Raw genomic sequence first — 26,117 nt, 5'->3', positions numbered from 1 at the left:
ACCGGCGGCCAACAGGCTGGGCAACTTTTCCACATCCTCCGGGGCAGCCAAAGTTGGTTGGCACCCGGCATCAATTGAAGTCCTTGAACTCACCACCGTTCCAGAGAATCCGGCATTTCGGATGCAAGGATTGGAATTTGTCGACGGAGTCGGCCGTGACCTTCGTTTCGAGGAGATTCAGTCGTTTCAGGTTGGGCAGGGCGTTCACCAGCAGCAATAAACCCTGATCACTGAACTGTGTGTTGCTGAGGGTCAGTTCTTCGAGCTGATTGAGCTTGAGAAAAACTTTGGCTGAGGCGTCGGTCAATCGTGTGTGATTGAGTCCGAGGTAAGTAAGGTTTTCAGCACTGGCCAGATGTTCGATACCCTCGTCGGTCAGCCCGGTAAAGTTCAAAGTCGCCATTTCCAGATTCTGTAAGCTTTCAAAGGCCGCGATCGAGGCATCGGTGATCCGAGTGCCTCCGAGATTGAGATAAGTGTAATCAGGTGACGCGATCGACTGGATGAATTTGTCATCTGCCTGTGTGGCCCAGACGGATAAAAAGGTCAGCCTTTTGCAGCCTGAAAAGTACGAGAGCCCCTTGCTCGTTACTGCCTGGCCATCGAGCTTTAACTTTGTGATGGAGGTTGTTCCTTCAAACGCCCTGAGATGTTCGTCGGTGATTCCCATGTTCAAAAGCTGCAGATCGGACAAGTTTTGGCACCCTTTGAAGATCTCGAAATCACGAGGTGTGAGAGTTTTCAACCCTTCAAGACTGATCCCCGTCAATTTGAACAGGTGCGGCGGCAGTATCGCCGGGTCCCCGTGCAGCGGATCTTTGGCATTATCGAGCCAGACGTATTTTCCCTGTTTGAGGACAAACGCTGCCGCTGCGCGATCGGCCTTGGCGTTCTTCACCAGTTCATCGCCATTCGGCTCCCATCTCGGCAGCACGCCCGCATCACACTTTACTTCGCAAAGCGGTTTCTGCTTGCGGAATGACTCGATCGCCTCTGGCGTGACCTGAGTGTACCGCAGATCGACCGAGAGCAGATGGGGTAGCTTCATCAAATAGAAAAAGACCTCGTTGGTGACTTTGGAACCCTGCAGCTCAAGAGATCGCAAAGCCTTCAGTTCGCAGATCTCGCGAACACCTTCATCACCGATCCCCGTGTTGTAAAGCGCGAGGAAGGTGAGTCGATGGCAATCCTTGAGTGCGGCAAGATCTTTGTTTTTGATCGATGTGAAGGCCAGCCGTGAACTGCGGAGATCCGAGAGGTTGGTGAATGCCGCCAGGGCTTTTCCTGTGATCCGCGTGCCACCCAGATCGAGGTTTCTGAAAGGGTTGTCTTTGAGGGGGGCGAGATCGTCGTCACCCACGGGCACCGCCCACGCTTCCAGATGTGTCAGGTGCTTGAACTTTCGGATCGCCGCCCCCGTGACCTTCTCGCACTGGCTCAGTTCAAGGTGCGTGAGCTTTGGCAGATTCTCCAGAGGTTTCAAGTGGGCATCGCTGATGGAAGAGAATCCCAGCCGCACCTTTTCAAGATCCCGACATCCGGAAAAGACTTCGAAGTCCTTCGCGTCGAGGTCGCGCTTGTTTCTAAATTCAATTCCGGTGAGTTGCACAGAATTGGCGAATTCCGCGACGGACAGCGATTGCCGTGCGGTCGATTCCCCGTTGATCCAAACGGAACCCTGTTGGTTCAGCACATAGCGGGTGGCAGCGTGATCCGAGCCAGCGCTCGGGTTGACATTCTCCGTCATCAGTCGATCGGATAGTGGATGATCGGAAAGGGGCCAGATGCGAACGGTACGATCGTCGCTCCCCGAGACGAGACGTTTGCCGTCAGCCGAGAAACCAACATCATTGACCCTTGCAGCGTGGCCAGTGAATCGTTCGAGAATCGATCCAGAACGGGTGTCGTAAAGCGAAACCTGGCCGGAGTCATCACCGACCACAAAGGATGAGCCGTCCGGCGAGAAGGCCACGCAACGAGGTTGGCTGTCGAGGATCTCATCGTCGCCGATGCAGAGCAATTGTCGTTCTGAAGCCCAATCCCACAGTCGGATCGTAAAGTCTGGTGCACAGGAGAGGAGCAACTGGCCATTGGCCGACATCACCACATGTGTGGGGGGCCTCGTATGACCCTGAAAAGTTTTGGCAATCTCGCCGGCGTCAGTCTTCCACGCTCGGATCTCACCCGCGCCATTCCACACTGCACTCAACAAATAGTTTGCATCAGGCGAGAACGACATTCGCGGTGCTTCGACTCCGGGTGGAGTCTCTTGAAAAACGACTCGGGGCAGTTCTTTTCCTTCGGGCAACGTCCATGAGTTAATGCCCCCTTTCCCACTGCGGGCCAGCTTCACCACACCTCCCTGAGGCGAGAATGTCACACAGCGGACGCAGTGATTGTCGGCCAGCGGGAAGTGATGCAACCGCTCGCCGGTTTCCATGTTCCAGACATAGACTCGCGGCTCCGAAGGGCCATTGGCCGTCGCCCAGCCCGAAGAGGCCGCGAGCGATGTTCCATCCGGTGAGATGGCAATCCCCATAGGGCCGTAATGACTCCCTTCCGTCATCCACAAGCGGCGAATCTCTTTACCGGATTGGGCATCCCACACGCGAACTGTGTTATCCTTCCCTGCGACGTGATAACGAATCCCGCCACGAATCTCGTGATCATCACCATTGCTGGCCGAAACGATTCGTGAACCATCTTTGCTGAAGGCGACCCAGCGCACCGGGTCGATATGCTGCATGGTGACCACAGGTGCGGCGGGATCAACCGTTTTGGATGTTGCCGGAATCGGTGCAGCTGGTGATACCTGCGGCAGATCGGGAACTCCTTCCCAGAGCAGATTTCCCTGCGGGTCGGTGACGCGGATGTTGCGAAAGCGAACCGCAGCGTTCCAACTGGCGAACCCGACCTTCCCTTGAAGACGATGAGGATCGGCCATCGTGAGAACCTGTGCTCCATCCAGAAAACAGGTCGTTTTATCGCCGCGAAGCTGCAGCTTGACTTGATACCAGCGCTGTCGCTCGAAGGCGAAATTGAGATATCCACCGTCGTTATCGCGGCTCCATTTCCCCTCGATGACTCGATTGAGTTCAATCGCTCGTCCACCATACGCACCCAAAGGGAAATTCAGCACATTATTGAAATCGAGCACGCGAAAGAGGCCAATTCCTCCCTGACTGTCGGCGGCATTCGAAGTGGTCATCGTTTCATAGCTGAAGTCGATATCCGTCCACGCCGGATTTCCGAAACTCATGTGAGATGGAAATATGGATGACAAGACGACTTCGTTGCCGTCTGCCGTCCAGTTCCCTTTGAGAATGGTTACCGAGCGATCTTTGTAAAGCCCCGATCCAGCACTTGATTGGCCCATTGTGGCTGTGGCCTGAGCGGGTTTTTTCGTGGCTTCCTGGCTAATCTTGAGCACTTCCCGACCATTGCTGGAGATGTTGACCAACTGCTTGAGAATGAGGGCATCCCCCTCTTTGGCTTCCACTTCGTACTGACCGGGCTGCAATCGAAGTTCCTTCACACCGGCACCAGTCACGACGATTTCCTGCCCATCGATTCTCAGAGAGATGTTCGGATCATCGACTTCGACCACGAGTGTCCCGGTGGGTGTGAACAGGCGGATGACTGTTTTCGTGACGGCGGTAACACCGGAGGCTTCTGTCATGCCAAAGCCGAGAAGTATGGCCAGCAAAACCGTCGCGGCTAATCCCCACGGTTGGCGCACTGCCTCCGAAAACCGTCTGGTGATCCTATGCGAACCCGCGAGAAAGACCGTCGTGGCAGGTTCTTGTTTCGGGGGCTGTTTTTCTCCCTGTGAACTGAGCGGTTTTGCATCACCTTGGGGGAGTTCAGACTCAGCGAGGCGAGGAGCTTTTTCCCGTAGATTCAGCCGGGCGGCCACTTCTGTCGCTGATTGAAAACGCGCTTCGCGGTCTTTGGCATGGAGCTTTTCGACAACGCCAATCAACCAGACGGGGATCTCGGGAACAATGTCGTGCATGTCGCGCGGCGTGTCTTCCACCACCCGCTTGAGGACAGCCATCGTATTGCCGGCACGAAAGGGAGGCCTGCCTGTGCAGAGGACATAGAGCACACTTCCCAGGCTGAACAGATCCGAACGATAATCGAGTGGCTCCCCGCGTGCCTGCTCAGGAGACATATACAGCGGCGTACCGGCTATCACGCCACTTTGCGTAATGCTCGCATCGTCGGCAGTGCGTGCCAGTCCGAAATCGGTAATCTTGACGCGATGCGTACCATCTTCAACCAGAATGTTCCCTGGCTTGATATCGCGATGAATGAGCCCGGTCGCATGGGCAGCTGCCAAGCCACTGGCGATCTGATGGCCAATGGCAACGACTTCGTCGATAGAGAACGGCCCCTTCTCTTCGTGCATCTGCTGCAACGTTTTGCCTGCAATGTACTCCATGACGATGAAAGGAAGTGGCTGTTCTTCGACGGCGTAAATCTGCACGACATTATCATGGCGAATGGCTGCTGAGGCCCGCGCTTCGCGCAGAAACCGCTTTCTGGCTGGCGATGTGACTGCCAATTCCGGTGCCATCAGCTTGAGAGCAACGCGGCGATGCAGCTTTTCATCGAAAGCGCGAAAGACCGTCCCGCAACCACCACTTCCCAGAACTTCTTCGATCTCGTAATGCAGTAATCGCCCCAGTGAACCGGGCTTGGTCGAGGGAGTGAGAATCGATAAATCGAGGCGTTCTTGACTGCTGGTCGAATCGACGCTGGTAATTTCTCCTGCAGGAGCGGATGAAGCATTGGGTTCGGCATCGGTATCGTCGCGTGTGTTCCCTGCGAAATTGGTAAGGCCGGCAATCTTCAGAAACGCGCCCGATTCCTCATGCGCTTTAAGGAGTGCTTCCACTCGTTTGAGTAATGCAGGATCGGATAGACAAGCCTCTTCGAGATAAGCACTTCGCCGCTGAGGGTCGTCGATGTCAATGGCTGCCAGAAAGATCGATTCTTCATCGGGCGTGCCCGTCTTTTTGTCGTCCGGATGCATACCATCAACCTCAAAACTTGCATTCTTCGCAGACCCTCAGAGATCAATGCGAGAATGGCAAAAGATGATGGCCAGGAAAAATGAATTTTATTCGTAGTTGGTGAATCGAGTCAAAAAACCAGTGCGTGAATGACCTGCCAGGAGTGACACAACCTCCTGAAAAATTTGCCATTACGACGAGAGCGACTGGAGCATGCCGACCAGTGCCAGGCGCAAATTGGCCTGAGTCCACAACAGGGGTGTGATGTCATTGGGTATGTACGATCCTGCTTCGCAGAAGTAGGACTCCGGGCATTTGTAGGGACCAAAGCGGCTCTCTGGTCGAGTGAGCTGTGTGAGTGCCCGCAATAGGTGGAACTTCTGCAGCGCCAGATCTTCCGGCTGGCCGTGCGAGCGGTACCATTCGCCAGCAATGATCGAAATGATCGGATCAAACAGGCACCACTGTGCTTCGAAACCTTTCTTCAAGAGCTGATCGCGAGCCGACTGATCTTCGCTGTAATCGGTCGATCGTTTTTCGGCACTGACCAGCGTGCGATAATCGGCACACCAATAGGAATCTCCCAGGTAGCGGCGAATGCCATAAGGCCCCGCGAGTTGTTCACTCACATTGGCCACAATGGTGCGGGCCATGGGTTCCGTTGTCACCTGCAATGGCCAGATCAGGAAGAGCAGAGCCGCATCGACAGCGCGGACTTTTCTGGAATTCTCCTGGCGACATTCATAGGGCAAAATACGGGCCAGCGCGTCTTCACCGCGATGCACCAACTGACTGCAGAACTCCGACGTCGCACCCCGTCCAGCCGTGCGGAACTCGGGGTGTTCATCGAGAATGACGGCCCACAGCTTCAAGGCCGCCACGACGACACCGATGCTCGAAGCCTCGACTTTGCGCTCTTCTTCCCAGTGGCCACTGTCTTCATCGGTCGTGTAATCGATGGCTTGAAAGTAATGCGGGAACTCATTGAGCAAGGCGGCTTGTTCGATGGAAAGCTCGAGTTGCCCAGTCGTTGCGAGCCTGGAAGTGAGCCAGAGAAAATAGCCCAGGGCATCGTTCTGGGCGTGAGACCATGACTCGCTGTTTTCCGTCAAAGTCCTCCCATTAAAGCGAATGTGCGGCCGCTGCTGGATCTGATCGGGAGTGGTTCGCCCTTCGATCATGTTCGCCAGTCGCTGCTTCTGGGTCGCAAAGAATGCCAGAAGTGCCTCAACATCCTCGACGGCGATGGCCTGCTCACCCCAGAGAAAATGGCCATGGGCGACATGCACGTTGTCTCGTACCCAGACGTTCTGATACCCCGTCAGGTGAAAGTCATCGGCGACCGATGTCGCTGCCGCAAACAGACCTGTCTCCAGCCTCGGGAAGTGGAAAGTTCCCTGCTCGATGAGCAAATCTTCCACAGCTTTGACTTGCCCGTGAGTCCAGGTGTCATTGATCGAGGCGGGCAGTAGCGCAGCAATTTCCGGGAGCAGACTTTGAGCGGGAGCAGGTGCAGGCATGTTATGCAGGAACTTTCCAGAACGAGGCTAATACGAGAGTGGCCACAGGTCACGTTATGACAGCCGATGGGTAAATTCCCATACCACCGGCCTCTTGTCATGCTGAGGAATTCAGTTTGATTAGAACGAGGGAGCGGCGGGTGGCTGGGGTTGAGTCTTCGAACCCCCAGCGATTTTCGGCACGATCTGGGGGTTCGCGAAGAGGCTCAACCCCAGCCACTCCATACCAGGGAATGCAGTTGATTATTGGAATCCGTATCAGTCGAGTTGTTGATTAGAACGAGGGGGCGGTATGCAGACCGAAGGCGTTCCCTTCGGTATCGATCCCTGTGGCGATAAAGCCGTACATGCCGATGGATGTTTTGGGCATCATCAGCTTGCCACCGGCGGCTTCAATGCGACCGGCTTCGACAGCGCAGTCTTCGCAACTGAAGTAGATCATTGTGCTGTTTCCCCCGGCTGACATCCCTTCCATTTTGCATAAAGCCCCAGAGGCTCCCGGGCCGTCCATCGACATGGGAAAGGTCATCATCTGCAGATTGTCGACCGGGCTGGCCAGCTTATCGAGCTTTGTTCCGAGGACGGTCTGATAAAAAGCCGTCGCGCGGTCGAGATCATCGACATAAATTTCAAACCAGCAACCAGGATTTGGACGCACAGGAAACCTCCTTCACAAACAGAAACGTGGGGTATCGGAAACATTGGGTGTTCAGTAAGAACGCTCGCGACAATAACTGCGCCACCTGATCATTGCCAAAGAGTTTTTGTAACATCATGACAGATTGCGACATCACCAGCATTCGATCGAGTGATCGGGACATTCTAAGGTGCATTCTGCAAGATCATTGAGAGAACGGGGGAACCGACCATGACGATCCATTCACAGTTTCGTCTCAGAGGGAAGAACAAAGATTCTTATCTGGAGCTGATTCTGGATTTTCCCCTGGCTTCGATCCGAAGTGATGCACATCTGGTTGAAGCACAAAAAGTGATCGATGGCCTCTTGGCCCGCGAACGTCTTAACGAGGGTGAAGCGACTTACCTCGACGCACTGAGTGATCTTGTGGAGACCTACGAAGACGAGCATCATGCCATCGCTCCTGCTACTGATGCCGATCTGCTCCAGCAGCTTCTTGAGGCGAAAGGATTATCTCAGGCACAGCTCAGTCGAGAAGCGGGTCTGCCCAGATCAACGATCTCCGAAGTGCTCAAAGGGAAAAGACGATTCAGCCGACAGATGATCCACAAGCTGGCCGCCTACTTTCAGATCGACGCTGCCGTGCTGGCGGTTAACATCTAGTGCGCTTCGAGTTCGATAGTTCGGGCATTTGACTCATGCTCCAGCGAACTTTTTCTGAGTTTTGATGTCGGATTCGATGTCAGAATCGTGTGAAGGTCGGGAGAATCAGAGGCCATCAGGCCGAAATTTGTTCAGAATCGCTATGTGACTGAAAGACTGGGCATCATCAGCCGCTATGATCCGCTAGAAGATTTTCCTTCCAGCCTGTGGATCGACCCACACGCTAGCCGCCCTGCTGAACAACTGTCTGTACGCTCGGCATGGACGGAGCATTTTTGACTTGAGGATGATGTGCCTTATCTGCTGTTTCTACTGATCTGCACTGTGTGGGGGGGCAGCTTCATCCTGATGAAGAAGGCCAATCCTGTCCTCGAAGCGATCACGATTGGTGGTTGGCGTGTGGCGGGTGGTGCCATCGCACTGGGGTTGATTTTCTGGTGGCTCGGCCCATCTCGAACGCTTCGGAGAAAACATCTGGGGGCACTGGTCATTGTGACCTTTCTCGGATTCACCTGGCCTTATGTGGTGCAGCCGTGGCTGGTCGAGCGGAATGGCAGTTTTATCGTGGGTGGGAGTGTGAGCCTCAATCCACTGATGACGATCTTCATTGCCATACCACTTCTGGGTGTCTGGCCCACCCAGCGGCAATTCTGGGGTGTGCTGGCTGCTCTTTCGTTTCTCATTGTGCTCTTCGCTGGCGAGATTCATAAGAACCTGCCACTGCTCGACCTGGCTGTACTGATTTCAGTCCCCTTAGGTTACGCCTTCTCGAATGTCATCATTCGCCGCACGATGAAGGATGCGAATCCTCTCGAATTGACACTGGTCGCACTGGCTGCCGCTGCAATCATCCTGTTGCCACTTGCCTGGTTCACCGAATCTGCGGCCCCGGATGCCACCCGGATCGACTGGATCACCGCGATTGGTGCTGTGGCGATCCTCGGTGTCGCAGGAACGGGATTGGCCATGTATGGCTTTAACATTCTCATTCGCGATCAAGGCCCGCTGTTTGCCGGGATGGTGACGAACCTCGTACCACTCTGGGCCTTTTACTGGGCCTGGCTCGATGGAGAACCACTCACTTTGTTGCAACTGGTCTGTGTGGTTGGTGTGCTGGGCTCGGTTCTCGTCGTGCAGTATCGCGCTGCTGGTGCGAAGACACCTGCTCACCCTCCGGTTGCGGCACCCGCCATCCCTCCACTCGAAGTCACAGACGAAGCAACAGAACTGGTCACAGTCCGCAGCGTACCGACCAACACGCTGGCCCCCGCGCGGGAGCAGATTGCGGCTGGTGGCGAAAATGGCTGAGTTGGCCATGATCCCATTTTCAGCCTGCTTCTTCGCTTCGGAGGAGTGCCTTGGACAACAAAAGCTGGCATGATGAGGAGTGCCGAAGAGAACCCAGATTCAGCTTGCGAACCCACAGCCGGAAGAGCTCATGACCTTTCCACTTTTGCCCCTCAGCTATTGCACCAATGTTCATCCGGCTCAGACTCTCGCTGAAGTGATTCAAGGTCTTGATACCTTCGCCCTTCCTATTCGCCAGGCCAGTGGTGGCGAACTCGCCGTCGGCTTATGGCTGCAAGCCACCATCATCGATGAGTTACTCGCTACGCCCCAGGCTCTCGAAGAACTTCGCGCGGCGCTTTCCTCACGAAATCTCATCTGCTACACACTCAATGCCTTCCCTTACGGAAACTTTCACTCCGAGCGCGTCAAAGATCAGGTCTATCTTCCCAACTGGTCGTCTCCGCAGCGGTACGATTACACCTTGAATTGTGCCCGCATTCTTGCGGCACTGCTCCCCGAAGATCTGCAAGGGAGCCTGTCAACATTGCCACTCGCGTTCAAGCCGCATGAACCCACGGGTGATTTTACGAGCATTTGTATTCGTCAATTACTCGATCTGGCCATGGCCCTCGATGACCTGCATGATTCCACTGGCCGCCTGATTCGGCTGGCGATTGAACCTGAACCACTCTGCCTGCTGGAAACGACCGATGAGGCGATTGCCTTTTTCGAGCAGTTGTTTCGTCAGGCGGAAGAGAAGGGCGTGCTCTCTCAGGCCAGAACGCATCTGGGGCTGTGCTACGACGTCTGCCATCAGGCGGTTGAATTCGAACCAGCCGATCAGGCCATTCATGCCATTGAACGAGCCGGTATTCGCATCAACAAGGTTCACTTAAGCTGCGCCATCGATGCGAGGCAACCCCTCACCCCCGAAGTTCAGGCGGCTCTTAAAAGCTATATCGAGCCGCGTTACCTGCACCAGACGATCGCCCGCTGCATCTCGGGCGACCGGCAGGAGAGTGGCTTCATTCGCCAGGTCGATCTGACGGAAGAATTTCTGGCAGCACCACCACTCGAATTCCAGCAGGCCGAGAGTTGGCGCGTGCATTACCATGTGCCCATCTCGGAAGTTTCGATTGGCCCGCTCTTCACGACGAGGCCGGATCTTGAAGCGGCTCTTAAAGCCGTCGAGGCTCTTCCCTACGCCCCGCACTTGGAAGTGGAAACCTACACCTGGAATGTCCTCCCGGGACAACCCCGCACGGAAGCGATCATCGCGGGCCTGGGAAAAGAACTCGAAACGGCCCGAGGGTTAGTTGGTATGTAACGCGCCACGAGCCGGAAGCGTGAGCGACGGGTATTTGTATTGTCTTGATGTTTAGTGTGAATCGTCACGAAGAAAAGTCGAGAAATGCCCGTCGCTGACGCTTCCGGCTCGTATTAGCACACGTATGTCGAGGGATATCGCACCTTGAATCCGCCGCTGGCTTACTTCATCACGTTCACGACGTATGGCACATGGCTGCATGGTCGGGATCCGGGATCGGTGGATCGTCAGCACAATCTTCCTGGCACTCCGTTAGTTGCTCCTGATGAAGAACTGGAAGCTCGTCGCCACCAGTCATTACGCCAGGCACCTTATCAGCTCAATCACGTACACCGTGAAGTCGTCCTGAAGACTATTCGCGAGGTATGCACTCATCGTTCGTGGAGTCTTCATGCCGTTCACGTCTGCAGCAACCATGTGCATATTCTGCTGAACGCGCCGATATCGCCGGAAAAGGTCATGAGTGATCTGAGAGCGTGGTCGAGTCGTCGATTACGGGAAGCTTTTCAAGAGGATGCGGACCGCGACCGCTGGACTCAACACGGCAGCACGAGATACCTCAATGACATGAAATCGCTGGAGTCAGCCATAGCCTACGTTATCAACGAACAAGGCGAGCAGATGTCGGTCTACAACACACGGCTCGACCAAAGCGAGCCACAATGATCACGAGCCGGAAGCGTGAGCGACGGGTGCTTCTCTACTTTTCTTCGTGGCAGAATATACTAGATATTATGACAATACAAATGCCCGTCGCTGACGCTTCCGGCTCGTTGATGACACGTCAATTGCTCGTGGTTAGATCTCACCTTTGATTCTCTCGAGGAGGGCTTGGAGTTCTTTGACTTTTTCGGGTTGGTCTTCGGCGAGGTCGCGGGTTTCGCCGGGGTCTTCTTCGAGATTAAACAGGCGAGGTCTGGGGAGCTGGCCGGTTTCGGTATTGGTCTGCTGGAAGACACGCGGGGCTTTGCCGGGCTCAATCAGTTTCCAGGGGCCCGCGCGCAGGCCCAGAACTCCCGAGTGCTCCACCAGTTGCTCTCGACCTGCCTGTGACTCACCCAATAAAGCGGGAAGGACATCAATACTGTCATACGCTTCCTGGGGTGGGACAGGTTGCCCCACCAGTTTGCCGAGCGAGGCCATGAGGTCGATCTGACACATCAACGCGTTCGATGTTCCCGGCTGGATGCGACCTGGCCAGCGGACAATGAAGGGGACGCGAGTCCCTCCTTCATAGGCACTATATTTACCACCTCGATAAGGGCCAGCCGGTTGATGATGACTCAGCTTCGTGACGGCTTCATCTTTGTATCCATCATCGACGACGGGGCCATTATCGCTGGTAAAGATGACCATCGTCTCGTCGTCAATTCCTAAGGCCGCGAGCTTGTCGAGCACCTGACCGACACACCAATCCATTTCGACAATCACGTCGCCGCGCGGGCCCATGCTGGTGCTGCCGACAAAGCGGGGGTGAGGCAAGCGGGGAACGTGAATATCGTGCAGCGAAAAGAACAAGAAAAACGGCTGATCGGCATGGCGAGCCCAATGATCGGTCATGAACTTGAGTGCTTTTGAGGTAAAGACATCGGCCATCTCCTGATCGTTCCAGAGAGCGGCCTTGCCACCTGTCATATAGCCAATCCGGCTGACACCATTGATAATCGTCATGTCGTGACCGTGGCTCGGCTTCATGACCGTGAGCAATTCTGGATGCGATTTCCCTGTGGGTAGGGCAGGATCAATTGGTTTGCCGAACTGGACTTTGATTGGGTCGTTCGGGTCAAGGTTGAGCACACGATCCTGCTCAACGTAGACACATGGCACTCGATCGCCGGTCGCGGCCATGATGAACGATTCATCAAAGCCCACTTCGAGAGGGCCGGGTTTGATGACGCCGTTCCAGTTAAGTTTTTCGTCTCCTAAACCCAGATGCCATTTCCCGACGACACCGGTGCGATAGCCCGCCTTTTGAAGTGTCGAAGCGAGAGTGCGGCGGCCCGGTTCAATAATCAGCCTGGCATCGCCCGGAAGAACTCCAGTCCCTTTTTTCCGCCAGGCATATTCGCCGGTGAGCATGGCGTAGCGCGAGGGAGTGCAAGTGGCCGACGGTGAGTGTCCATCAGAAAAGTTGAGTCCTTCGCGAGCCAATCGATCGACATGGGGCGTTTTGACCAGCGTGGCGCCATGACAACTGATGTCGCCATAACCGAGATCGTCCACATAGATGAGCACGATGTTGGGCCGGGAAACCTGGGGCTTTCCTGTGGTTTCAGCAGCCAGAGCTGAAGGAACTTCCGAGTGGTTTACCACGCATAAAGCCAGAGTGCATAGAGTCAACAGCCATCGTTTCAGTTTCATAAAAATCCAGTCCTGCAGTCAGAATTCTCTCGGATGATCTGGTTGATCATAACCATCACTCAATTCGATTGCATAAAGCAATCGAGCATGAGGCGAGGTTTGGATTCTGAGTGGCTGGGGTCAAACGTTTTCGTTGCCGGCCATGGCAGGAAAGCATGTGTCGATGCATTCGTGCTGGTGAACTCGATTGACCAGAGGGCGGATGAAGACATCCGATCCCTGCCACCCGATGCGGGATGCTTTTCATCTCTGGCCAGTGGCAGACAATTGGTGCTCCTGCGGAAACGTTTGTTTTGGACACAAATCGTTTGGGCAGACCTTCACCTTGACTTCTTCTACGAAGACATGGGCGAGGGTTCTTGAGGGGGACATGCATCGCACATAGGAGCGATTTGGACTCTTAGAAAGCATATGCGGCGAGCAGTCATAAGGGGGCTGCTTGAGGCGCGATCATGCTGCGGGGATAGCCTCTCCCTAGCGAAGTGAGATCTCGCCGATAGATGACCTGTGGTGGATTGACGGTGGCATCGACGATGACTTCCGAGCGATTGATCGGCCCGCCGCCGTCTGTGAAGCCCAGAATCTGCGCACGAAAGACACTTCCCTGGCAGGTGAGGTAAGGGTCGAGTGTGCGTAAAGTCGCGAGATCGGCAATCCCTTCGGCATAGAGCCAGGCAATGTTTTTCCGTTGAGCCAGGAGGCTGGTATTGGGCATCCCGTTGGAATCGACTGGCTGTGAAGCCATGATGCCGTCGAGGAGTTCTTCGGTCATGCCGGGGATGCCGGAGAGAACCTCGACGCGTGCTTCGTTGATGTTGATGCGCCCTTCGATGAAGTCATCTTCGATGGTGCTTAAATTGTCCAGAATGGCAGGCAGAGTCGCGGCCAGTTCGTTGGGTTCGTCTTTCCAGGGGCTTTCGAGTGTGGTTTGTGCACCATTGACCGTGGCGGTCACTGAGACACCCACAAGGTCAAAGATCGAGTTCACTTTGAACTGTCCACCACGGGTGATGTCGATACCTCCACGCGTGACTGTTCCCGTTTCGCTGCTGGCGGCTTCGCTTAGACCTCGAACCAGCGATTGAACGGCCTGAGAATCGCGCTGCTGGCGTCCACGCTGAGAACTGGAACCTGTCGGTGAGCCACCAATGTTGCGAATGCGGTCATTGCCACTGGTGCTGTTGGCAGGTTGTGCTTCTGTGGTACTGTTCGGCCCGTTGACTCGATAGGCAATGATGAATTTGGCGACATCTTCGCCAAATTCGGGTTCGAGGGCATCGTAGAGATCTGTCAGAAAATCGTTGTTGAGATAGATTTTCTTCGTGCCATCGGGACGCTTGTTCTTTTCGCGGCTGTGAACTGTAAAGTAAGCACTCCACCCCTGATCAAGGAAGGTGTCGTTGTTATCAAAGGGAGGGCTCGAGTCACCATCAACCTCATTCTGATCCAAGAGACCATTCCGATTGGCATCTTCGCCATAGAGCAACTGAGGAGTGACTCCCTTGACCATCAGGAGTTCATCCAGCGATTCCAGTGGCCCGTTTTTGGCCTGATAAGGTGGCGAAAGAGTTTCGTAATAGCTCGATTCAGCACCACCTGGTAGCTCTTCGTCGTTGGTGTCAATCCAGTCGCGAATGGCAGCGGCGATGTCTTCTGTCATGTTGGGAATTCCCATCAGGAGAGCCGTCATCTCCTCTTCGGTCAGCTTCAGAGCCGAGAGTCGATTGAGATTGAGCTTTCCGGATTCATCCATGACGCCATAACGAATGGAGTAAGTGGCGATGTCTTGAGGAAGGGGTGAAACGACAGAAAAGCGAATGTTCCCCCGGGCACGTTCGGATTCTTCGACCAGGACACCTTGAAAGAGAGTCGGCGCATGCCAGAGACTTTCGGCAGCCGTTTCGCCTTGTTGAGCCACAACTGTTGCCAGATATTCAATCCCGGATTCGACAGCGGCCTGCACACGAACTTCGGTCTGATAGAAACGCGTGGCTTCGAGTTCGGAAGTCATCTGCCGGGAAAACGAGGCGACTCCATAGGTGAGAAAGATGGTCACCACGAGGACGAGAATCAGAATCATGCCCTGCCGAGGGGATGATTGCGGCCGAGAGGGTAATCTTCGTGTCGATGGTCGGCTTTGAGTTTGAAACTGACGTGAGTAAGCCAGTGGGGGAATTCGTTTCATAATGTCTCCTCCGGTGGCTTCGGATCTGCCAGCGGGACGGCGATCACAAACGTCGCCTGATTCGACATCGGTGAAACCCCGGCATTGAAGATCGTTCCCAGTCGATTCTCTGCGGGAACAAATTGCAGAGTGACTTCAATCGCGCGAGGCAATGCCTGCATCGTGGGGCTGTCCCAACTTTCGAGCCAGGCCAAACCATCAAAATAGCGGAAGCTGATTGAGGCGATTTCTGGCGCCAGAATTTGTGGTACGGCCAGAGCTTTTCCACTCGTTTCCGCAAAGGTGGCTTCGAGTCGATCGGCCTCATAGCGAGCCAGGCCAGACTGTGAAGCTTCCCCCGTCTGATTGTCCAGGCTGCCGCCCGCCATCCAGTAGTAACAGATCTGTCGCAAGTCGCTGGAAGTGGTCGCGGTGTAGTATTCAACATCATTTAATACCGGCGTTTCCATTCGCGGCAGACTGACATGCAGCTTCAGGTTTGCGATATCGCCGACAACTCCGGCACTCCCGGCAGCCAACTGGTCGTCCGCACCCACAACGGAAATCGTGGTCGTTTCGTCAGTGGTTGTTTCTGTAGAACCGGTTCCAGAAGTTTCTGTGCCACTTGTGGATGAAGAACCAGTTGATGTCGAGGTGCTGGTCGAAGCCACTGTGCTTGAGGAGACTGTGCTCGAAGCCGATGCTTCTTTCTGGAAAGCAAAGGTCACATTGCGAATATCGCTGGCAATCTGCCGTTGGATCGCCCGCACCAGACGCGAGCGTTCCAGCTCGACCCGGCTGGTCACCGTACTGCGATAATACGTATTCAAAGCCTGCGAAATGATCATCACCAGCACCGCTGTCAGGGCGGCTGCCAGCAGCACTTCCAGCAGGTTAAAGCCTTGCCGGGAGGCTCGCTGGCCAATCGTACGGCGAGAGCATGAGCGGCGGCTGATCATCGTGAGCCTCCATTCTGCTGCGATCCACCACCGCCAGATCCTGACCCTGATCCTGAACGTGAACCTGACCCTGATGACGAACCAGATCCTGAAGAAGAACCAGAACTGCCGGATGAGGTGCTGGTCGATGAAGTGCTGGTTTCGGCCGCTGCTGCTGCGGCTTCTTCGGCAGCAGCATCAATGAACCATTGCGGATCCCGGATCCAGCGTTTGAGTCGAAAGCCGGCACTGGCCAGAGGTGTGGAGCCTTCGCGAGTCACCATGACTTCGACGGCTAATAGCTCAGCATAAGGCCCTTCGGAAACATTCAAACTCCATGACCACGCGGGATCGTCATCGAACGGAGTGGACGAGACGGGCGAAAGTGCCACCACGCCGGCTACTGCTTCCTGCATCTTGGATTCACATCTCCAGGTGGCTTCGGCCAGCAGCCGCGACTGAATCGACGCCCGGCTGCCATTCCAGACCAGTTGAGAAAGAGCGACAGTCGCGCCCAGAAAGATCGTGCCGGCGAGCACCACTTCCAGCAGACTGAAACCGGCAGTCCGACTCGATACGCAGGGACGCCGACTCCCTCGACCTTGCTGCTCATCATGGCGTCTGTATCGCATCGAGAGAATTCCTTGGCTTAAGGCTCAAACCTGGGGGATGAATTCTCCATGGTTGATGGATCTTCAATAGTCATGGCCGACATGGTGGCGCTGCCGGTTAATCCGCGAACTCGAATTCGAATGGTGCGGCCGGAAGCATCGGAGATCTTGAACTGCTGATCGATCGTGGTGCCATCGGGTTGGAAAACGAGGGGCTCAGACCACCTGACCTGAGAAAGTTCACTCGCATTTTCGAGGTCGGCAATCAAGTTTTCTGAGACTGTCTGGGCGAGGGATTGCTCTCGAAAAGTGGGGGTTGGATTGGCGAATCGCACAGGACTCGCCAGATGCCCTCCGATCGAGCGACTGCGTGTCCAGGCATTGAGCGGACCCGTAGCGACAGGCTGACCTGTGTTATCGACAGGAGTTGCTGCGGATGAGGAGTTTCCCGAGGTCAGTGCCGCATCGGCAATCCCGGTACGGGTGGTGACGAGAAAATGATTGCCCCCCGGCTGATAGCGAAACTCGGCAGGCTCACCCGCTTCCATCGCCATCATCCGTGCTTCCGAAAGAAGCTTACAGATTTCATCGGCAGAAGAAATCATCGTCGAATCTGCCAGACGACGCAGCGCCGACGGTGCAACGATTGCGGCCAGCACGCCCAGGACAGCCAGCACTAAAAGAATTTCGAGCAACGTGTAGGCAGAACGTGAGCGGTGTGCAGGAGTAACCCATGCCACTTGCAGCCATGGGCGGGCATGACTTTTCTCGGCGCTGCTGCTGATTTTTTGTGGGCACTTCATGCCGACTGGAATCTCCCCGGAGGTGATCAGACTTCACGGTCTGTCTTCAATTCTGTCCTTTTTGTCTGCCTTCATGGAGTGGTCTGGTGGTATCAACACTCAATCGCTGCCAGAGTTCTGCAAAGAATGCCTTTGAATGAACATTTGCTACAGACCTTCCAGAAATCTGCGGCTTTTCAGAGGTACGTCAGGCATGCTTGCCCAGGGCTGCAAGCATGGCACATAGCCGCAAGCATGGCACAAAGAATGTTGTAAATGCTGAAAGCGGTGTTATTTATTGAACATGATTCGGTGACCAACATCCAGCAGGAGTTGAGATTCCCTGGAAGATCTTTGAGGTTCCCACAAAAAGGCTGCGCGTTGTTGGTCGCGAAGACATGCTTGCCCAGAGCTGCAAGCAGGGCACACAGAGCACATCGCGCGGCTTCTTGTTGTCGTGGCTTTGCACGACAACCTGTGTCGGTGAGTTGGGCACGAGTTGGCCGGGCCCCCCGCGAGGATGCGAAACCTGAGTCAACGACGGAAGAGCCGGCGCCAGAGAGACGGACGAGTCGGCTGGGGATTGTTTTGCAGAAGCTGGGCCTGGGTGGAACGACGGAAAACACCGCCGCTGAAAACACCCTCACAAAGCAGCAGCAGCAATACCAGCAGGAGCAGCCAGCGGGGGAGATTGTCGCTCGGGTTGTCGCTGGTTTCGGTAGTTTTCGCACGCGGATTTGACGTGGGCGTATTTGACAGGGGCGGCGTGCTGGAAGTTGTGGTCTCCTGCCTCGGCTGCTGAGAGATGGGCGGGGTGTGGCTTCCTGGAGTCCTGTGGCTGGCGTTTTCAGTGGCAGGCAAAGGCCAGCGGGCCAGTGACGATTCACGGATATCGGGATTCACTGCGAACCAGAACCAGCCTGTCGCAGGACCCGATGGTGCGCGGGAAGTGCCGGTCTTGACGGATGGCGAATGGATCAATCCCGGGGTGCTGCGCGACAGTCGATAGAGCCCGGCCTGATAGGGCACTGCCAACGCCTGATCAGGCTGTGGGGTCACGAGGGTGTCGGCACCGGCAGGTGTGCGCCAGATCCAGTTTGATGCACTCGTTTCATTCGAGCTGTTCTGGCTCTGCATGGCTTTCAGGATGGCTGCATGGGGGAAGACAGGCTCACCGGCGATCGTGCTGCGCATCTGCTGCGAATCGGCAGCGGCATAACGCACCATTTCGTGGCTGAGAGGAACGAGGCTATGCCCCCACAAAGCCCATGTTCCCCAGGTACGATCAAACGGCGTGGCCACGATCACCAGTCGGCCAGCACCGACACTGCTGGTCACAATGGCGGGGTCGCCCGAACTGAACTGCAGTGCGACCTGGCTGGTGATTCCGGGCCGGGCCAGCATTCGCAGATAGGCAAAGGTCTTTGTTGCAGATAAACCTGTGCCCGATTGACCGGCAAAGGGAAACAGGATGGGGTGCTGGTAGTTTAAAGGATCGAAGGAAAAGATGTCCTCGGGATTTTCCGGGGAGCCGACGATGGAATCGAGTTCGAGTGGCCACCATGAGGCTGCCTGATTCAGCACGGAACGCCATGCGCCCAGTTGTATCTGGCTGCCAAAACCGATGATCAGGCCGCCGCCCTGCCTTAAATAGGCTTCGACAGCATTCAATTCATTGGCTGAAAGTTCCGGCAGATCGCACAGGCAGACGACATCGTACTCAGGGAGTCGATTTGAGAGCAGTTCGTCCGCAGGGATCACGTTGATCTGGTACTGGTCTTGCTCATCGCCGGGATCGAGGGCCAGGCGCAGAAAATCGGTCGCATTTTCAAAACGTGTTTTGGCAGGCTTGCCATCGACCAGCAGGATTTTGAGTCGGTCACGAATGGGAGCCACGAGATAACGGACGTCATCCTGAGGGCGCTCATCGACGGGTAATCCCAACGATTTGCCGGCATTCTCCTTAAGGCCCAGGCCCACTTCAATGGTGCGTTCTCCGGCAACTTCAAAACGGAGATCGAACGAAACTTTGGCTTCGATTTGACGACCCGATGGAAGCTCCTGGGGACTCAAGATCACGGGGGCGGTTTGTGAGAGTTGGCCATCGACCTTGAGAAACACCACGAGAGGTGCAGGATCAACCGGTGGTTTTCCCAGGCATGTGACAGTCAGTTCGAGTCGAAAGGATTCCTTTCGCAACAGGATCGGGGCCAGGATTTCGGCCCTGGTAATGGCATAATTTGCGGGGATTTCCAAGCCCACGTCTTCCCATTGAAGAGCCGCGTGTTGTTGAATTTCGAGCAGGATCTGGCTGGTGGGTGTGCCGGGGGAAAGATCCCAGGTCGATTCCTGCAGGTCGGTGATCAGCGAGACCACCTGTTGCTCGAAGTGTGGCTCGCGCTCGGATGCAGAAGCCAGCCATTGACGAACACGGCGTAAGCTGGCGAGTGGATTGCCCGCCGATTGTGTGAGTTGAAGCTGATCGAGTTCCCGGAGAATTTCGGCTTTAGCACGGGAAGGTTCCGAGATCAGGGCGCGTGCTTCATCGCCTTGAAGCAGCACCAGTTGGAACGCTGTCCCCTGAGGTGCGTTGTTGACGATTTCGCGGGCTCGATCGAGTGCCCTGCTCCAGGCGGAGGGTTGGTTTTGAGGAGATGATAACGCTGAAGGGAGAGCTTCGGCACGAGCAGCGGTCAATGTCCCCATACTGAGAGTGGTATCGAGCAGGAGGATCTGCAGGGTCGAAGGCGTTTTGGAAACTGTGATGGCTGCTGAAGACCAGATGGGCCGGGCGAGTGCCACAGCCGGGAGCATGATGATCCCCAGACGAAAGGCGAGTTGCCAGAGTTCTTCCAGTTGCAATCGTCGGCGATTTTTTTCGATGGCGGCTGTCAGAAACTGCATGGCAGCCCAGGGGAGCCTGGCAGGCTGGCGACGTTTCCACAGGTGCAGGACCAGTGGCACGACTCCCAGGAGCAACCCCCACAACAACCATGGATCAGCAAAACTCACATCCGCGTCCCGAAGACCGTCCGTTCAATTTCTGAATCATTATGATAGGGGGAATTCCGAGGAGATTGTAAGACTCATCCCGGAAATCTATGGCGCATTGAGAGTCTGTCCAGCCTGCCTCGAGCCGCTGTGTTTAACATGCCTTTGTCGGTGTGCGTCAAATATAGTCAGCTGGCCGTCTATCACCGGCGTGAAGGACGATCGTCTTCGTCATCGTCGTCGTCGTACATGTCATCATCATCGTCATCCAGATCATCATCCTCATCGTCGTCGTCATGACGGTCGGGATGAAGCGGGTCGTTGGGGGAGAAGAAGAAATCTCCGAGGCCCATGGGCATCACATCTCCACCCAGCGTCTGCCGGTTTTTGGCTGCCAGACGATCCAGATCGAGAGCTTCCGAACCTAGACAGGCTTCGAGAGACTGCCGCCAGGCTTCATCGCGCGCCAACGGGTGTTCCGGGTCTTGAGCAGCCCGTTTCATGGCATACCGCAGGACGTTGATGCCATCGCGCGTTGAAAAGTCGAGTTTCAATCCGTGCGATTGCTGCAGAAACTCAACTGTCAGGTTCAGAATATCCTCGGCAGCAAACGGCAGATGATAGCGCAGGATGGCCAGTTCATCTTCACGAGCCGGATGACCAAGCGTCAGGGTGGGCTGTAAGCGACTGAGAATGTAATCGGGAATTTCAAAGGTTGATTCGTCTTCATTCATGGTCACTGCACAGCGAAAATCGCGATGGGCCTGAATGGTAATCCCTGCCACAATCGATTCCGCATACCGGCGATGATCGAGGAGCGGAGCCAGACTTGCCCACGACTTCTCATTCATGCGGTTCCCTTCATCGAGAATGCAGACGCCGCCACGAATCATGGCTGTCACGAGCGCCGAAGCGTGGTAGCGAATCCTCCCGTCTTCCGCGAGGACAGGTGTCACCAGCAGGTCTTCGGGGCGGGTGTCGGCCGTACATTGATAGATGTAAACCTCCTGCCCGCGCTGTCGGCCTGCAGCAATGGCCAGAGTGGTTTTGCCAATCCCGGGGGCACCAATCAGGCGGGGAGAGAGCGGCAGATCGCGATCGTCGACCACCAGCCAGCAGGCCAGAAGCTGCATCAGCACTTCGCGTTGGCCAATCCACTGCTCCTGCGTGTGATCGGGCGAAGAGAGATGCAGCGAGACACCATCAATTTCCACTACGTCGGACATGTCGCGTTTTCCATCGATTGAGCAACAGCGTATGAGTTATCAGTCGGCCATCTGTCAGAATTTGAACGGTTAACCCCGCACTGCGGGGGAAATCAACCCGGTTTCCGGGCTCGAGGCTGTCGCGTACAGTTTACGGGGAATGCGCCCGGCCCGCGCTGCCAGATAACCCGCCTGGCAGGCCAGCTTCATCGCCACGGCCATGTCCCGTGTCTGGGCAGCGCTCGCAATCGCCGTATTGAGCAGGACGGCATCGCAACCCAACTCCATGGCAAAGGCGACATCGCTTGCTGTGCCCACTCCTGCATCGACAATGACCGGGTAATCCGGGTCGTTCTCTTTAAGATACTCGAGGCAGATACGGATATTATTGGGATTGAGCACACCTTGCCCGCTGCCAATGGGTGAACCCGCTGGCATGACCGAAACAGCCCCTTCGTCTTTCAACCGTTTGGCTGTGATCGGGTCATCGGTCGTATAGACCAGCACTTCAAAGCCATCTTTCACCAACTGGCGCGTGGCTTCCACAGTGGCGATGGGATCGGGGAGCAACGTCTTTTTGTCTCCCAGAACTTCGAGTTTGACCCAGCTTGCACCGGGGTTTTCGAGCCCTTCGAGAATCTCGCGCCCCAGCCGGGCCGTGCGAACGGCATCTTCGGCAGTAAAGCAACCGGCCGTATTCGGCAGAATGGTGGTCTTTTTAAGGTCAATGAAGTCGAGAATGTTACGGCCTTCTTTATCGACCAACCGCTCACGCCTCACCGCGACGGTCACCACATCGGCACCGCTGAGTGCCAGACAATCGTGCATTTCTTCAAAGGTGGTGTACTTGCCTGTGCCGACAATCAGTCGGGAAGAAAGCTCATGGCTTCCGACTTTGAAACGGGGAAGTGACATACCGGGTTGATCTGCAGACATCGCCAAGGACCATTATCTAAGGAAGAGCATTGACAGTGATATGACTCACAGACTGTCAGCCAGCGGGAAGGAACGCAAGCCGACCGGGATCTTCGACCGGTCAGGGACTCGTTCAGAAGCTCGCTCACCGAGTCTGAGCATATACAAAACAGAGAACTGGTCTGGAAAAGGTCTGAGTGAATTCTGAGAGTCCATTCATCATATCGCAACAGAATCATTCCCCGCAGATGTCCCTTGTGCTGAGTAGAGATTTGGGCACCACAGGTCAGTTGCCCGTGAAACCGCCTGGCGTGCCATGCTTGCGGCTCGGAGCAAGCATGCTTGATCGACTCTCCTAGCAATGGTTTTCCGGGATGGGTCTAGCATGCCCCTGAAACAGCCGGCAGGAGGTTCTTTTGCAATCCGGATGTCAGTTGGAGATAGTGATCGCTTCAAGATGTTGTCTTTCAAAGTTCTGACAAGGCGTGCTGATCGTTTTAACGAGCGAGTGTGCGGGCAGTGCAGTGACCTTCAATCGGGTGTTCTGAAATTCCATGGATGAGTTGTTCGATACACATTGTCATCTCGATGAAGATGCCTTTTTGAATGAGCGGGACGATGTGATCGAGCGGGCGATTGCCTTGGGTGTCACGCGCATGCTGTCGATTGGCACGACTTTGGCCAGCAGTCAGCGAGCGATTGAACTGGCCGAGCGGGAGTCTCACGTGCGGGCTGCTGTGGGGATTCATCCGAATTATTGCTCAGGGACTCAACCCACTGACTGGAGCGAGATCTGCCAGTTGGCGCGCCATCCTCTGGTGCTGGCTGTGGGTGAAACGGGGTTGGATCAGTATTGGAAGCAGACACCCATCGAATTGCAGCAGGATTATTTCCGCCGACATATCGAGCTGTCGTGGGAATTGAAGAAGCCTTTTATTGTCCATTGCCGGGATGCAGAGCCTGAAACGCTGCTGTTACTCGAAGAGATGTCGCGGATGGCTCCGCTGTGCGGCTTGATGCACTCGTTTGCAGGAAGTGCCGAGACAGCCCGGCAATGTCTGGAGCTGGGTTTGTATCTGTCGTTTTCCGGGATGATTACTTACAAACGCAACGAGGCACTCCTGGCTGTGGCGACAGAAGCACCTCTCGACCGGATTCTGATTGAGACTGACGCGCCGTATCTGGCTCCGGTTCCTTTGCGTGGAAAACGGAACGAACCGGCCCATGTCCGTTACACGTTGGGTAAGCTTGCCGATGCGAGGCAAATCGATCGACACGAACTGGCGACGACAACGACTGCGAATGCACTCCGGCTTTTGGGTTGGCCAGCGCCGTTGGCTTAAGGAGGTCTGTCGATTGCCGGGTGAACCTCTCTTTCATCGAAGGGATGCTCTCGACTAGATTACGAGTTCGAGAGAAGATGTTTTTTATTGGCCCTTGAGTGATCGTTTTGAGGGCGTGTTATCATTCCGGAAGGCATTCATGCGATTTGCAATCTGCCAGGAACTGTACGAAGGCTGGAGCTGGGAGCGTCAGTGCGCATTCTCGGCTGAGCTGGGTTATCAAGGATTGGAAGTCGCACCGTTTACGCTGGCTCCACGGATCACGGATGTGAGCAGCGGGCAGCGGGCCGAATACCGCCGGGTGGCTCAGGCTCATGGTCTGTCGATTATTGGCCTGCACTGGCTGCTGGCGAAGACAGAGGGGTTTCATCTCACGACCAAAGACGCCGCAGTTCGTCAGAAGACGGCGGCCTATCTGGCGGAACTGGCCCGAGGGTGTGCCGATCTGGGTGGCCAGATTCTCGTGCTGGGTTCACCACAGCAGCGGCAACTGGAAGTGGGGATGACGAAAGAAACGGGCATGGAGCATGCTCGCGAAGTGCTGGAAGCGATTGAACCTGTCCTGGCCGAGACCCGGGTGACGTTGTGCCTGGAACCGCTGTCTCCCAAAGAGACCAATTTTCTCAACACCTGCGGCGAGGCGGTCGCGCTGATTGATCAGATCGGCTCGCCATGGATCCGACTGCATCAGGATGTGAAGGCGATGCTCAGTGAGCCGACGCCCATTGATCAGTTGATCATGAAGTACGCCAGTTATACGTCTCACTTCCATGTGAATGATGCCAATCTGCTGGGCCCGGGGATGGGGACGACCGACTTTGCACCGATTTTTGATGCGCTGTTTAAGTCGGGCTATGCGAAGTGGGTGAGTGTGGAAGTCTTCGATTACAGCCCGGGAGCGGAAGTGATTGCCCGGGATAGTATTGCTCACATGCTGCGCTTTTGTGAAGACGCCCGCTCCTGCTGAGGTGGCTGATTGTTGGGTGTTGGGAGTTGGGAGTTGGGAGTTGGTAGTTGGGTGGCCAATTATGGAACCCTCGCCTGCGTCTGCGATGGAAAGGGCCGGGTGAGGGTCTGCTATATTCTTCCAACCGTAGGGTGCCATGCAGCGCCAGCGAAATGCACCAACTCTTCCCCCTTCGCAGCCTTCGCGTCTTCGCGAGAGACCTCCGAATTTCAATTCATCCTCACGCGAACCCGCGAAGTTATCCAAGAAGATCTCCATTCTTCAAGTTATCCCCTCTTCGTGCGATGCTTTCTGCCACTTGCCAGAATTTGTCCATGTTTTCTCTTCGTGATCTTCGTGTCCTTCGTGGTGAACCAGTGACATGCGCTGCTCCCGTCAGAAGGGGTGAAGCAGCTTTGCCCATGTCTGCTTGCTGGGGCCTCCCGGTCGCCAGCCATACGTCGAGGACACATCACAGCAGGTTTCCTCTGGCTGTCGTTGTGGGCGGCCCATGAAGAGCAACAACCTTTCCATGTTCATCTCTCATGGTGGAGCGCGGTGAAGGAACTTTGGCGCCGATTCAAGATCTCTTCCATCCAGATCAGGTCGCCCAGGCACATCGACTGAGGGCATGACTCGAACTGAACGATTAAAAAGTCTGATGTTCTCATAAATTTTTTCGCTTCGAGATGAGGGATGCTGAAGGCTGCTCGTGAGTGATGGTCGATGATCGCGTCGAACCCGTCTCGCAGATGATGGAGCATGATCAGAAGAGGGGTGAGTGCATCATCATGGAACATCTCTTCGTTCGAGGAGGGAATGTTGTGATGGGCCGTGCAAGATGGCTGATGATCATGTGATTGGATCTGACAGACATTACAGAAACGCCTGTTTTTCAGGCCTTTTTAAGACATGACTCAGCGATGCTCATGATGTGATCAGGTTCATGAAACCAGAGTGAGGAGGACTTCAGCAGTCGCTGCGATCGGGTTTTGTCGAGTGGCCATATCCCATGTGATCGTTGTGTTCAAGACGTGATCTGCATGGTCTGGATGTGATGCATGAAGGTCGATGAAAGGCAGGCTTGTGGCTGGCCATGAAGAGCAGGTTGTAAAAACCTTTCAGAATTCAACAGATTTTGAGTGCTGTAAGCAGATAATTGGCTTGAAGAATTTCAAGGAATTCATACGATGTCGCCAGTTCAGTGATGTTGTTATCAACATGCTCGTTGTCAAGTGAGTGAGATGACCTCTGCCAAGGTCGCGAACAACACGACAACAATCGTGATCAGCGAAGCAGGTTGATGATGACGTTACTCGACTCGCCAAGGTTGGCAGTCGGTTACGAACAGTTTTTATGTGACCCGCCTTTCTCCGCATGATGCCCGGTAAGCCAGCGGGAAGGAT

General features: G+C 55.2%; 18 protein-coding genes. 7 read left to right on the top strand and 11 right to left on the bottom strand.

Annotated elements, in window-relative coordinates; translation table 11 throughout:
- Positions 1 to 70 precede the first annotated feature (70 nt).
- The 3 genes from PLIM_RS23265 to PLIM_RS18740 form a co-directional block, all read right to left on the bottom strand.
- Positions 71 to 5,038 carry a protein kinase domain-containing protein gene (locus PLIM_RS23265; protein WP_013111891.1) on the bottom strand — a complete coding sequence of 1,656 codons (4,968 nt, stop codon included), beginning with the start codon at positions 5,036 to 5,038 and terminating at the stop codon, positions 71 to 73.
- Between the two features lie 171 nt (positions 5,039 to 5,209).
- Entirely contained in the window at positions 5,210 to 6,538 is a 1,329-nt protein-coding gene (locus PLIM_RS18745) for a glycoside hydrolase family 15 protein (RefSeq protein WP_013111890.1), read from the bottom strand.
- Positions 6,539 to 6,812: 274 nt separating this feature from the next.
- Positions 6,813 to 7,196 (bottom strand): VOC family protein, encoded by a 384-nt coding sequence (locus PLIM_RS18740; RefSeq protein ID WP_013111889.1) that lies wholly within the window; start codon positions 7,194 to 7,196, stop codon positions 6,813 to 6,815.
- A 210-nt stretch (positions 7,197 to 7,406) separates the two neighbouring features.
- Here PLIM_RS18740 and PLIM_RS18730 point away from each other — a divergent pair, with 210 nt between their 5' ends.
- The 4 genes from PLIM_RS18730 to PLIM_RS18715 all read left to right on the top strand — a co-directional run bounded on the left by PLIM_RS18730 (position 7,407) and on the right by PLIM_RS18715 (position 11,121).
- Positions 7,407 to 7,838: a helix-turn-helix domain-containing protein gene (locus PLIM_RS18730; RefSeq protein ID WP_013111888.1), complete on the top strand. Its 432-nt coding sequence runs from the start codon at positions 7,407 to 7,409 to the stop codon at positions 7,836 to 7,838.
- Positions 7,839 to 8,129: 291 nt separating this feature from the next.
- Entirely contained in the window at positions 8,130 to 9,146 is a 1,017-nt protein-coding gene (locus tag PLIM_RS18725) for a DMT family transporter (RefSeq protein WP_013111887.1), read from the top strand.
- 130 nt (positions 9,147 to 9,276) lie between these two features.
- On the top strand, positions 9,277 to 10,455 hold the full coding sequence (gene eboE / locus PLIM_RS18720; RefSeq protein WP_013111886.1) for a metabolite traffic protein EboE: 1,179 nt from the start codon (positions 9,277 to 9,279) through the stop codon (positions 10,453 to 10,455).
- Between the two features lie 144 nt (positions 10,456 to 10,599).
- Complete coding sequence (locus tag PLIM_RS18715; RefSeq protein ID WP_013111885.1) at positions 10,600 to 11,121, top strand: transposase; 522 nt, start codon at positions 10,600 to 10,602, stop codon at positions 11,119 to 11,121.
- 132 nt (positions 11,122 to 11,253) lie between these two features.
- Here PLIM_RS18715 and PLIM_RS18710 read toward each other — a convergent pair whose 3' ends face one another.
- A complete protein-coding gene (locus PLIM_RS18710; protein ID WP_013111883.1) occupies positions 11,254 to 12,816 on the bottom strand; it encodes a sulfatase family protein in 1,563 nt (520 codons plus the stop codon).
- A gap of 33 nt (positions 12,817 to 12,849) precedes the next feature.
- Here PLIM_RS18710 and PLIM_RS24615 point away from each other — a divergent pair, with 33 nt between their 5' ends.
- Positions 12,850 to 13,179 carry a hypothetical protein gene (locus PLIM_RS24615; RefSeq protein ID WP_041402226.1) on the top strand — a complete coding sequence of 110 codons (330 nt, stop codon included), beginning with the start codon at positions 12,850 to 12,852 and terminating at the stop codon, positions 13,177 to 13,179.
- Positions 13,180 to 13,240: 61 nt separating this feature from the next.
- Here the strand turns inward: PLIM_RS24615 and PLIM_RS23260 are convergent, their stop codons facing one another.
- The 7 genes from PLIM_RS23260 to PLIM_RS18670 all read right to left on the bottom strand — a co-directional run bounded on the left by PLIM_RS23260 (position 13,241) and on the right by PLIM_RS18670 (position 22,443).
- Entirely contained in the window at positions 13,241 to 15,001 is a 1,761-nt protein-coding gene (locus tag PLIM_RS23260) for a type II secretion system minor pseudopilin (protein ID WP_013111882.1), read from the bottom strand.
- Positions 14,998 to 15,939 carry a type II secretion system protein GspJ gene (locus tag PLIM_RS18695; protein WP_013111881.1) on the bottom strand — a complete coding sequence of 314 codons (942 nt, stop codon included), beginning with the start codon at positions 15,937 to 15,939 and terminating at the stop codon, positions 14,998 to 15,000. Before PLIM_RS18695 ends, PLIM_RS23260 begins: the two co-directional genes overlap by 4 nt.
- Entirely contained in the window at positions 15,936 to 16,550 is a 615-nt protein-coding gene (locus PLIM_RS18690) for a type IV pilus modification PilV family protein (RefSeq protein WP_013111880.1), read from the bottom strand. The genes PLIM_RS18695 and PLIM_RS18690 overlap by 4 nt, the downstream gene beginning before the upstream one ends.
- 17 nt (positions 16,551 to 16,567) lie before the next feature.
- Positions 16,568 to 17,332 (bottom strand): prepilin-type N-terminal cleavage/methylation domain-containing protein, encoded by a 765-nt coding sequence (locus PLIM_RS18685; protein ID WP_013111879.1) that lies wholly within the window; start codon positions 17,330 to 17,332, stop codon positions 16,568 to 16,570.
- Positions 17,333 to 17,845: 513 nt separating this feature from the next.
- Positions 17,846 to 20,323, bottom strand: coding sequence for a BatA domain-containing protein (locus PLIM_RS18680; RefSeq protein WP_013111878.1), 2,478 nt, complete (start codon positions 20,321 to 20,323; stop codon positions 17,846 to 17,848).
- 182 nt (positions 20,324 to 20,505) lie between these two features.
- Positions 20,506 to 21,528 (bottom strand): AAA family ATPase, encoded by a 1,023-nt coding sequence (locus PLIM_RS18675; RefSeq protein WP_013111877.1) that lies wholly within the window; start codon positions 21,526 to 21,528, stop codon positions 20,506 to 20,508.
- 69 nt (positions 21,529 to 21,597) lie between these two features.
- On the bottom strand, positions 21,598 to 22,443 hold the full coding sequence (locus PLIM_RS18670) for a thiazole synthase (protein ID WP_013111876.1): 846 nt from the start codon (positions 22,441 to 22,443) through the stop codon (positions 21,598 to 21,600).
- Between the two features lie 533 nt (positions 22,444 to 22,976).
- Here PLIM_RS18670 and PLIM_RS18665 point away from each other — a divergent pair.
- Positions 22,977 to 23,765 (top strand): TatD family hydrolase, encoded by a 789-nt coding sequence (locus PLIM_RS18665; RefSeq protein WP_013111875.1) that lies wholly within the window; start codon positions 22,977 to 22,979, stop codon positions 23,763 to 23,765.
- Between the two features lie 139 nt (positions 23,766 to 23,904).
- Positions 23,905 to 24,732 carry a sugar phosphate isomerase/epimerase family protein gene (locus PLIM_RS18660; RefSeq protein ID WP_013111874.1) on the top strand — a complete coding sequence of 276 codons (828 nt, stop codon included), beginning with the start codon at positions 23,905 to 23,907 and terminating at the stop codon, positions 24,730 to 24,732.
- Positions 24,733 to 26,117 lie beyond the last annotated feature (1,385 nt).

It is taken from the genome of Planctopirus limnophila DSM 3776 (genome assembly GCF_000092105.1).
GTDB classification, from domain to species: Bacteria; Planctomycetota; Planctomycetia; order Planctomycetales; family Planctomycetaceae; genus Planctopirus; species Planctopirus limnophila.
Note: the sequence above shows the minus strand (reverse complement) of the source record. Positions and strands in the feature narration are given on the sequence as shown.

Bases quoted from the DNA above. Each gene is read 5' to 3' on its own strand.
- PLIM_RS23265 (WP_013111891.1), bottom strand. From the start codon at position 5,038: ATGCATCCGGACGACAAAAAGACGGGCACGCCCGATGAAGAATCGATC.
- PLIM_RS18745 (WP_013111890.1), bottom strand. From the start codon at position 6,538: ATGCCTGCACCTGCTCCCGCTCAAAGTCTGCTCCCGGAAATTGCTGCG.
- PLIM_RS18730 (WP_013111888.1), top strand. From the start codon at position 7,407: ATGACGATCCATTCACAGTTTCGTCTCAGAGGGAAGAACAAAGATTCT.
- eboE (WP_013111886.1), top strand. From the start codon at position 9,277: ATGACCTTTCCACTTTTGCCCCTCAGCTATTGCACCAATGTTCATCCG.
- PLIM_RS18710 (WP_013111883.1), bottom strand. From the start codon at position 12,816: ATGAAACTGAAACGATGGCTGTTGACTCTATGCACTCTGGCTTTATGC.
- PLIM_RS24615 (WP_041402226.1), top strand. From the start codon at position 12,850: ATGATCTGGTTGATCATAACCATCACTCAATTCGATTGCATAAAGCAA.
- PLIM_RS23260 (WP_013111882.1), bottom strand. From the start codon at position 15,001: ATGAAACGAATTCCCCCACTGGCTTACTCACGTCAGTTTCAAACTCAA.
- PLIM_RS18695 (WP_013111881.1), bottom strand. From the start codon at position 15,939: ATGATCAGCCGCCGCTCATGCTCTCGCCGTACGATTGGCCAGCGAGCC.
- PLIM_RS18690 (WP_013111880.1), bottom strand. From the start codon at position 16,550: ATGCGATACAGACGCCATGATGAGCAGCAAGGTCGAGGGAGTCGGCGT.
- PLIM_RS18685 (WP_013111879.1), bottom strand. From the start codon at position 17,332: ATGAAGTGCCCACAAAAAATCAGCAGCAGCGCCGAGAAAAGTCATGCC.
- PLIM_RS18675 (WP_013111877.1), bottom strand. From the start codon at position 21,528: ATGTCCGACGTAGTGGAAATTGATGGTGTCTCGCTGCATCTCTCTTCG.
- PLIM_RS18670 (WP_013111876.1), bottom strand. From the start codon at position 22,443: ATGTCTGCAGATCAACCCGGTATGTCACTTCCCCGTTTCAAAGTCGGA.
- PLIM_RS18665 (WP_013111875.1), top strand. From the start codon at position 22,977: ATGGATGAGTTGTTCGATACACATTGTCATCTCGATGAAGATGCCTTT.
- PLIM_RS18660 (WP_013111874.1), top strand. From the start codon at position 23,905: ATGCGATTTGCAATCTGCCAGGAACTGTACGAAGGCTGGAGCTGGGAG.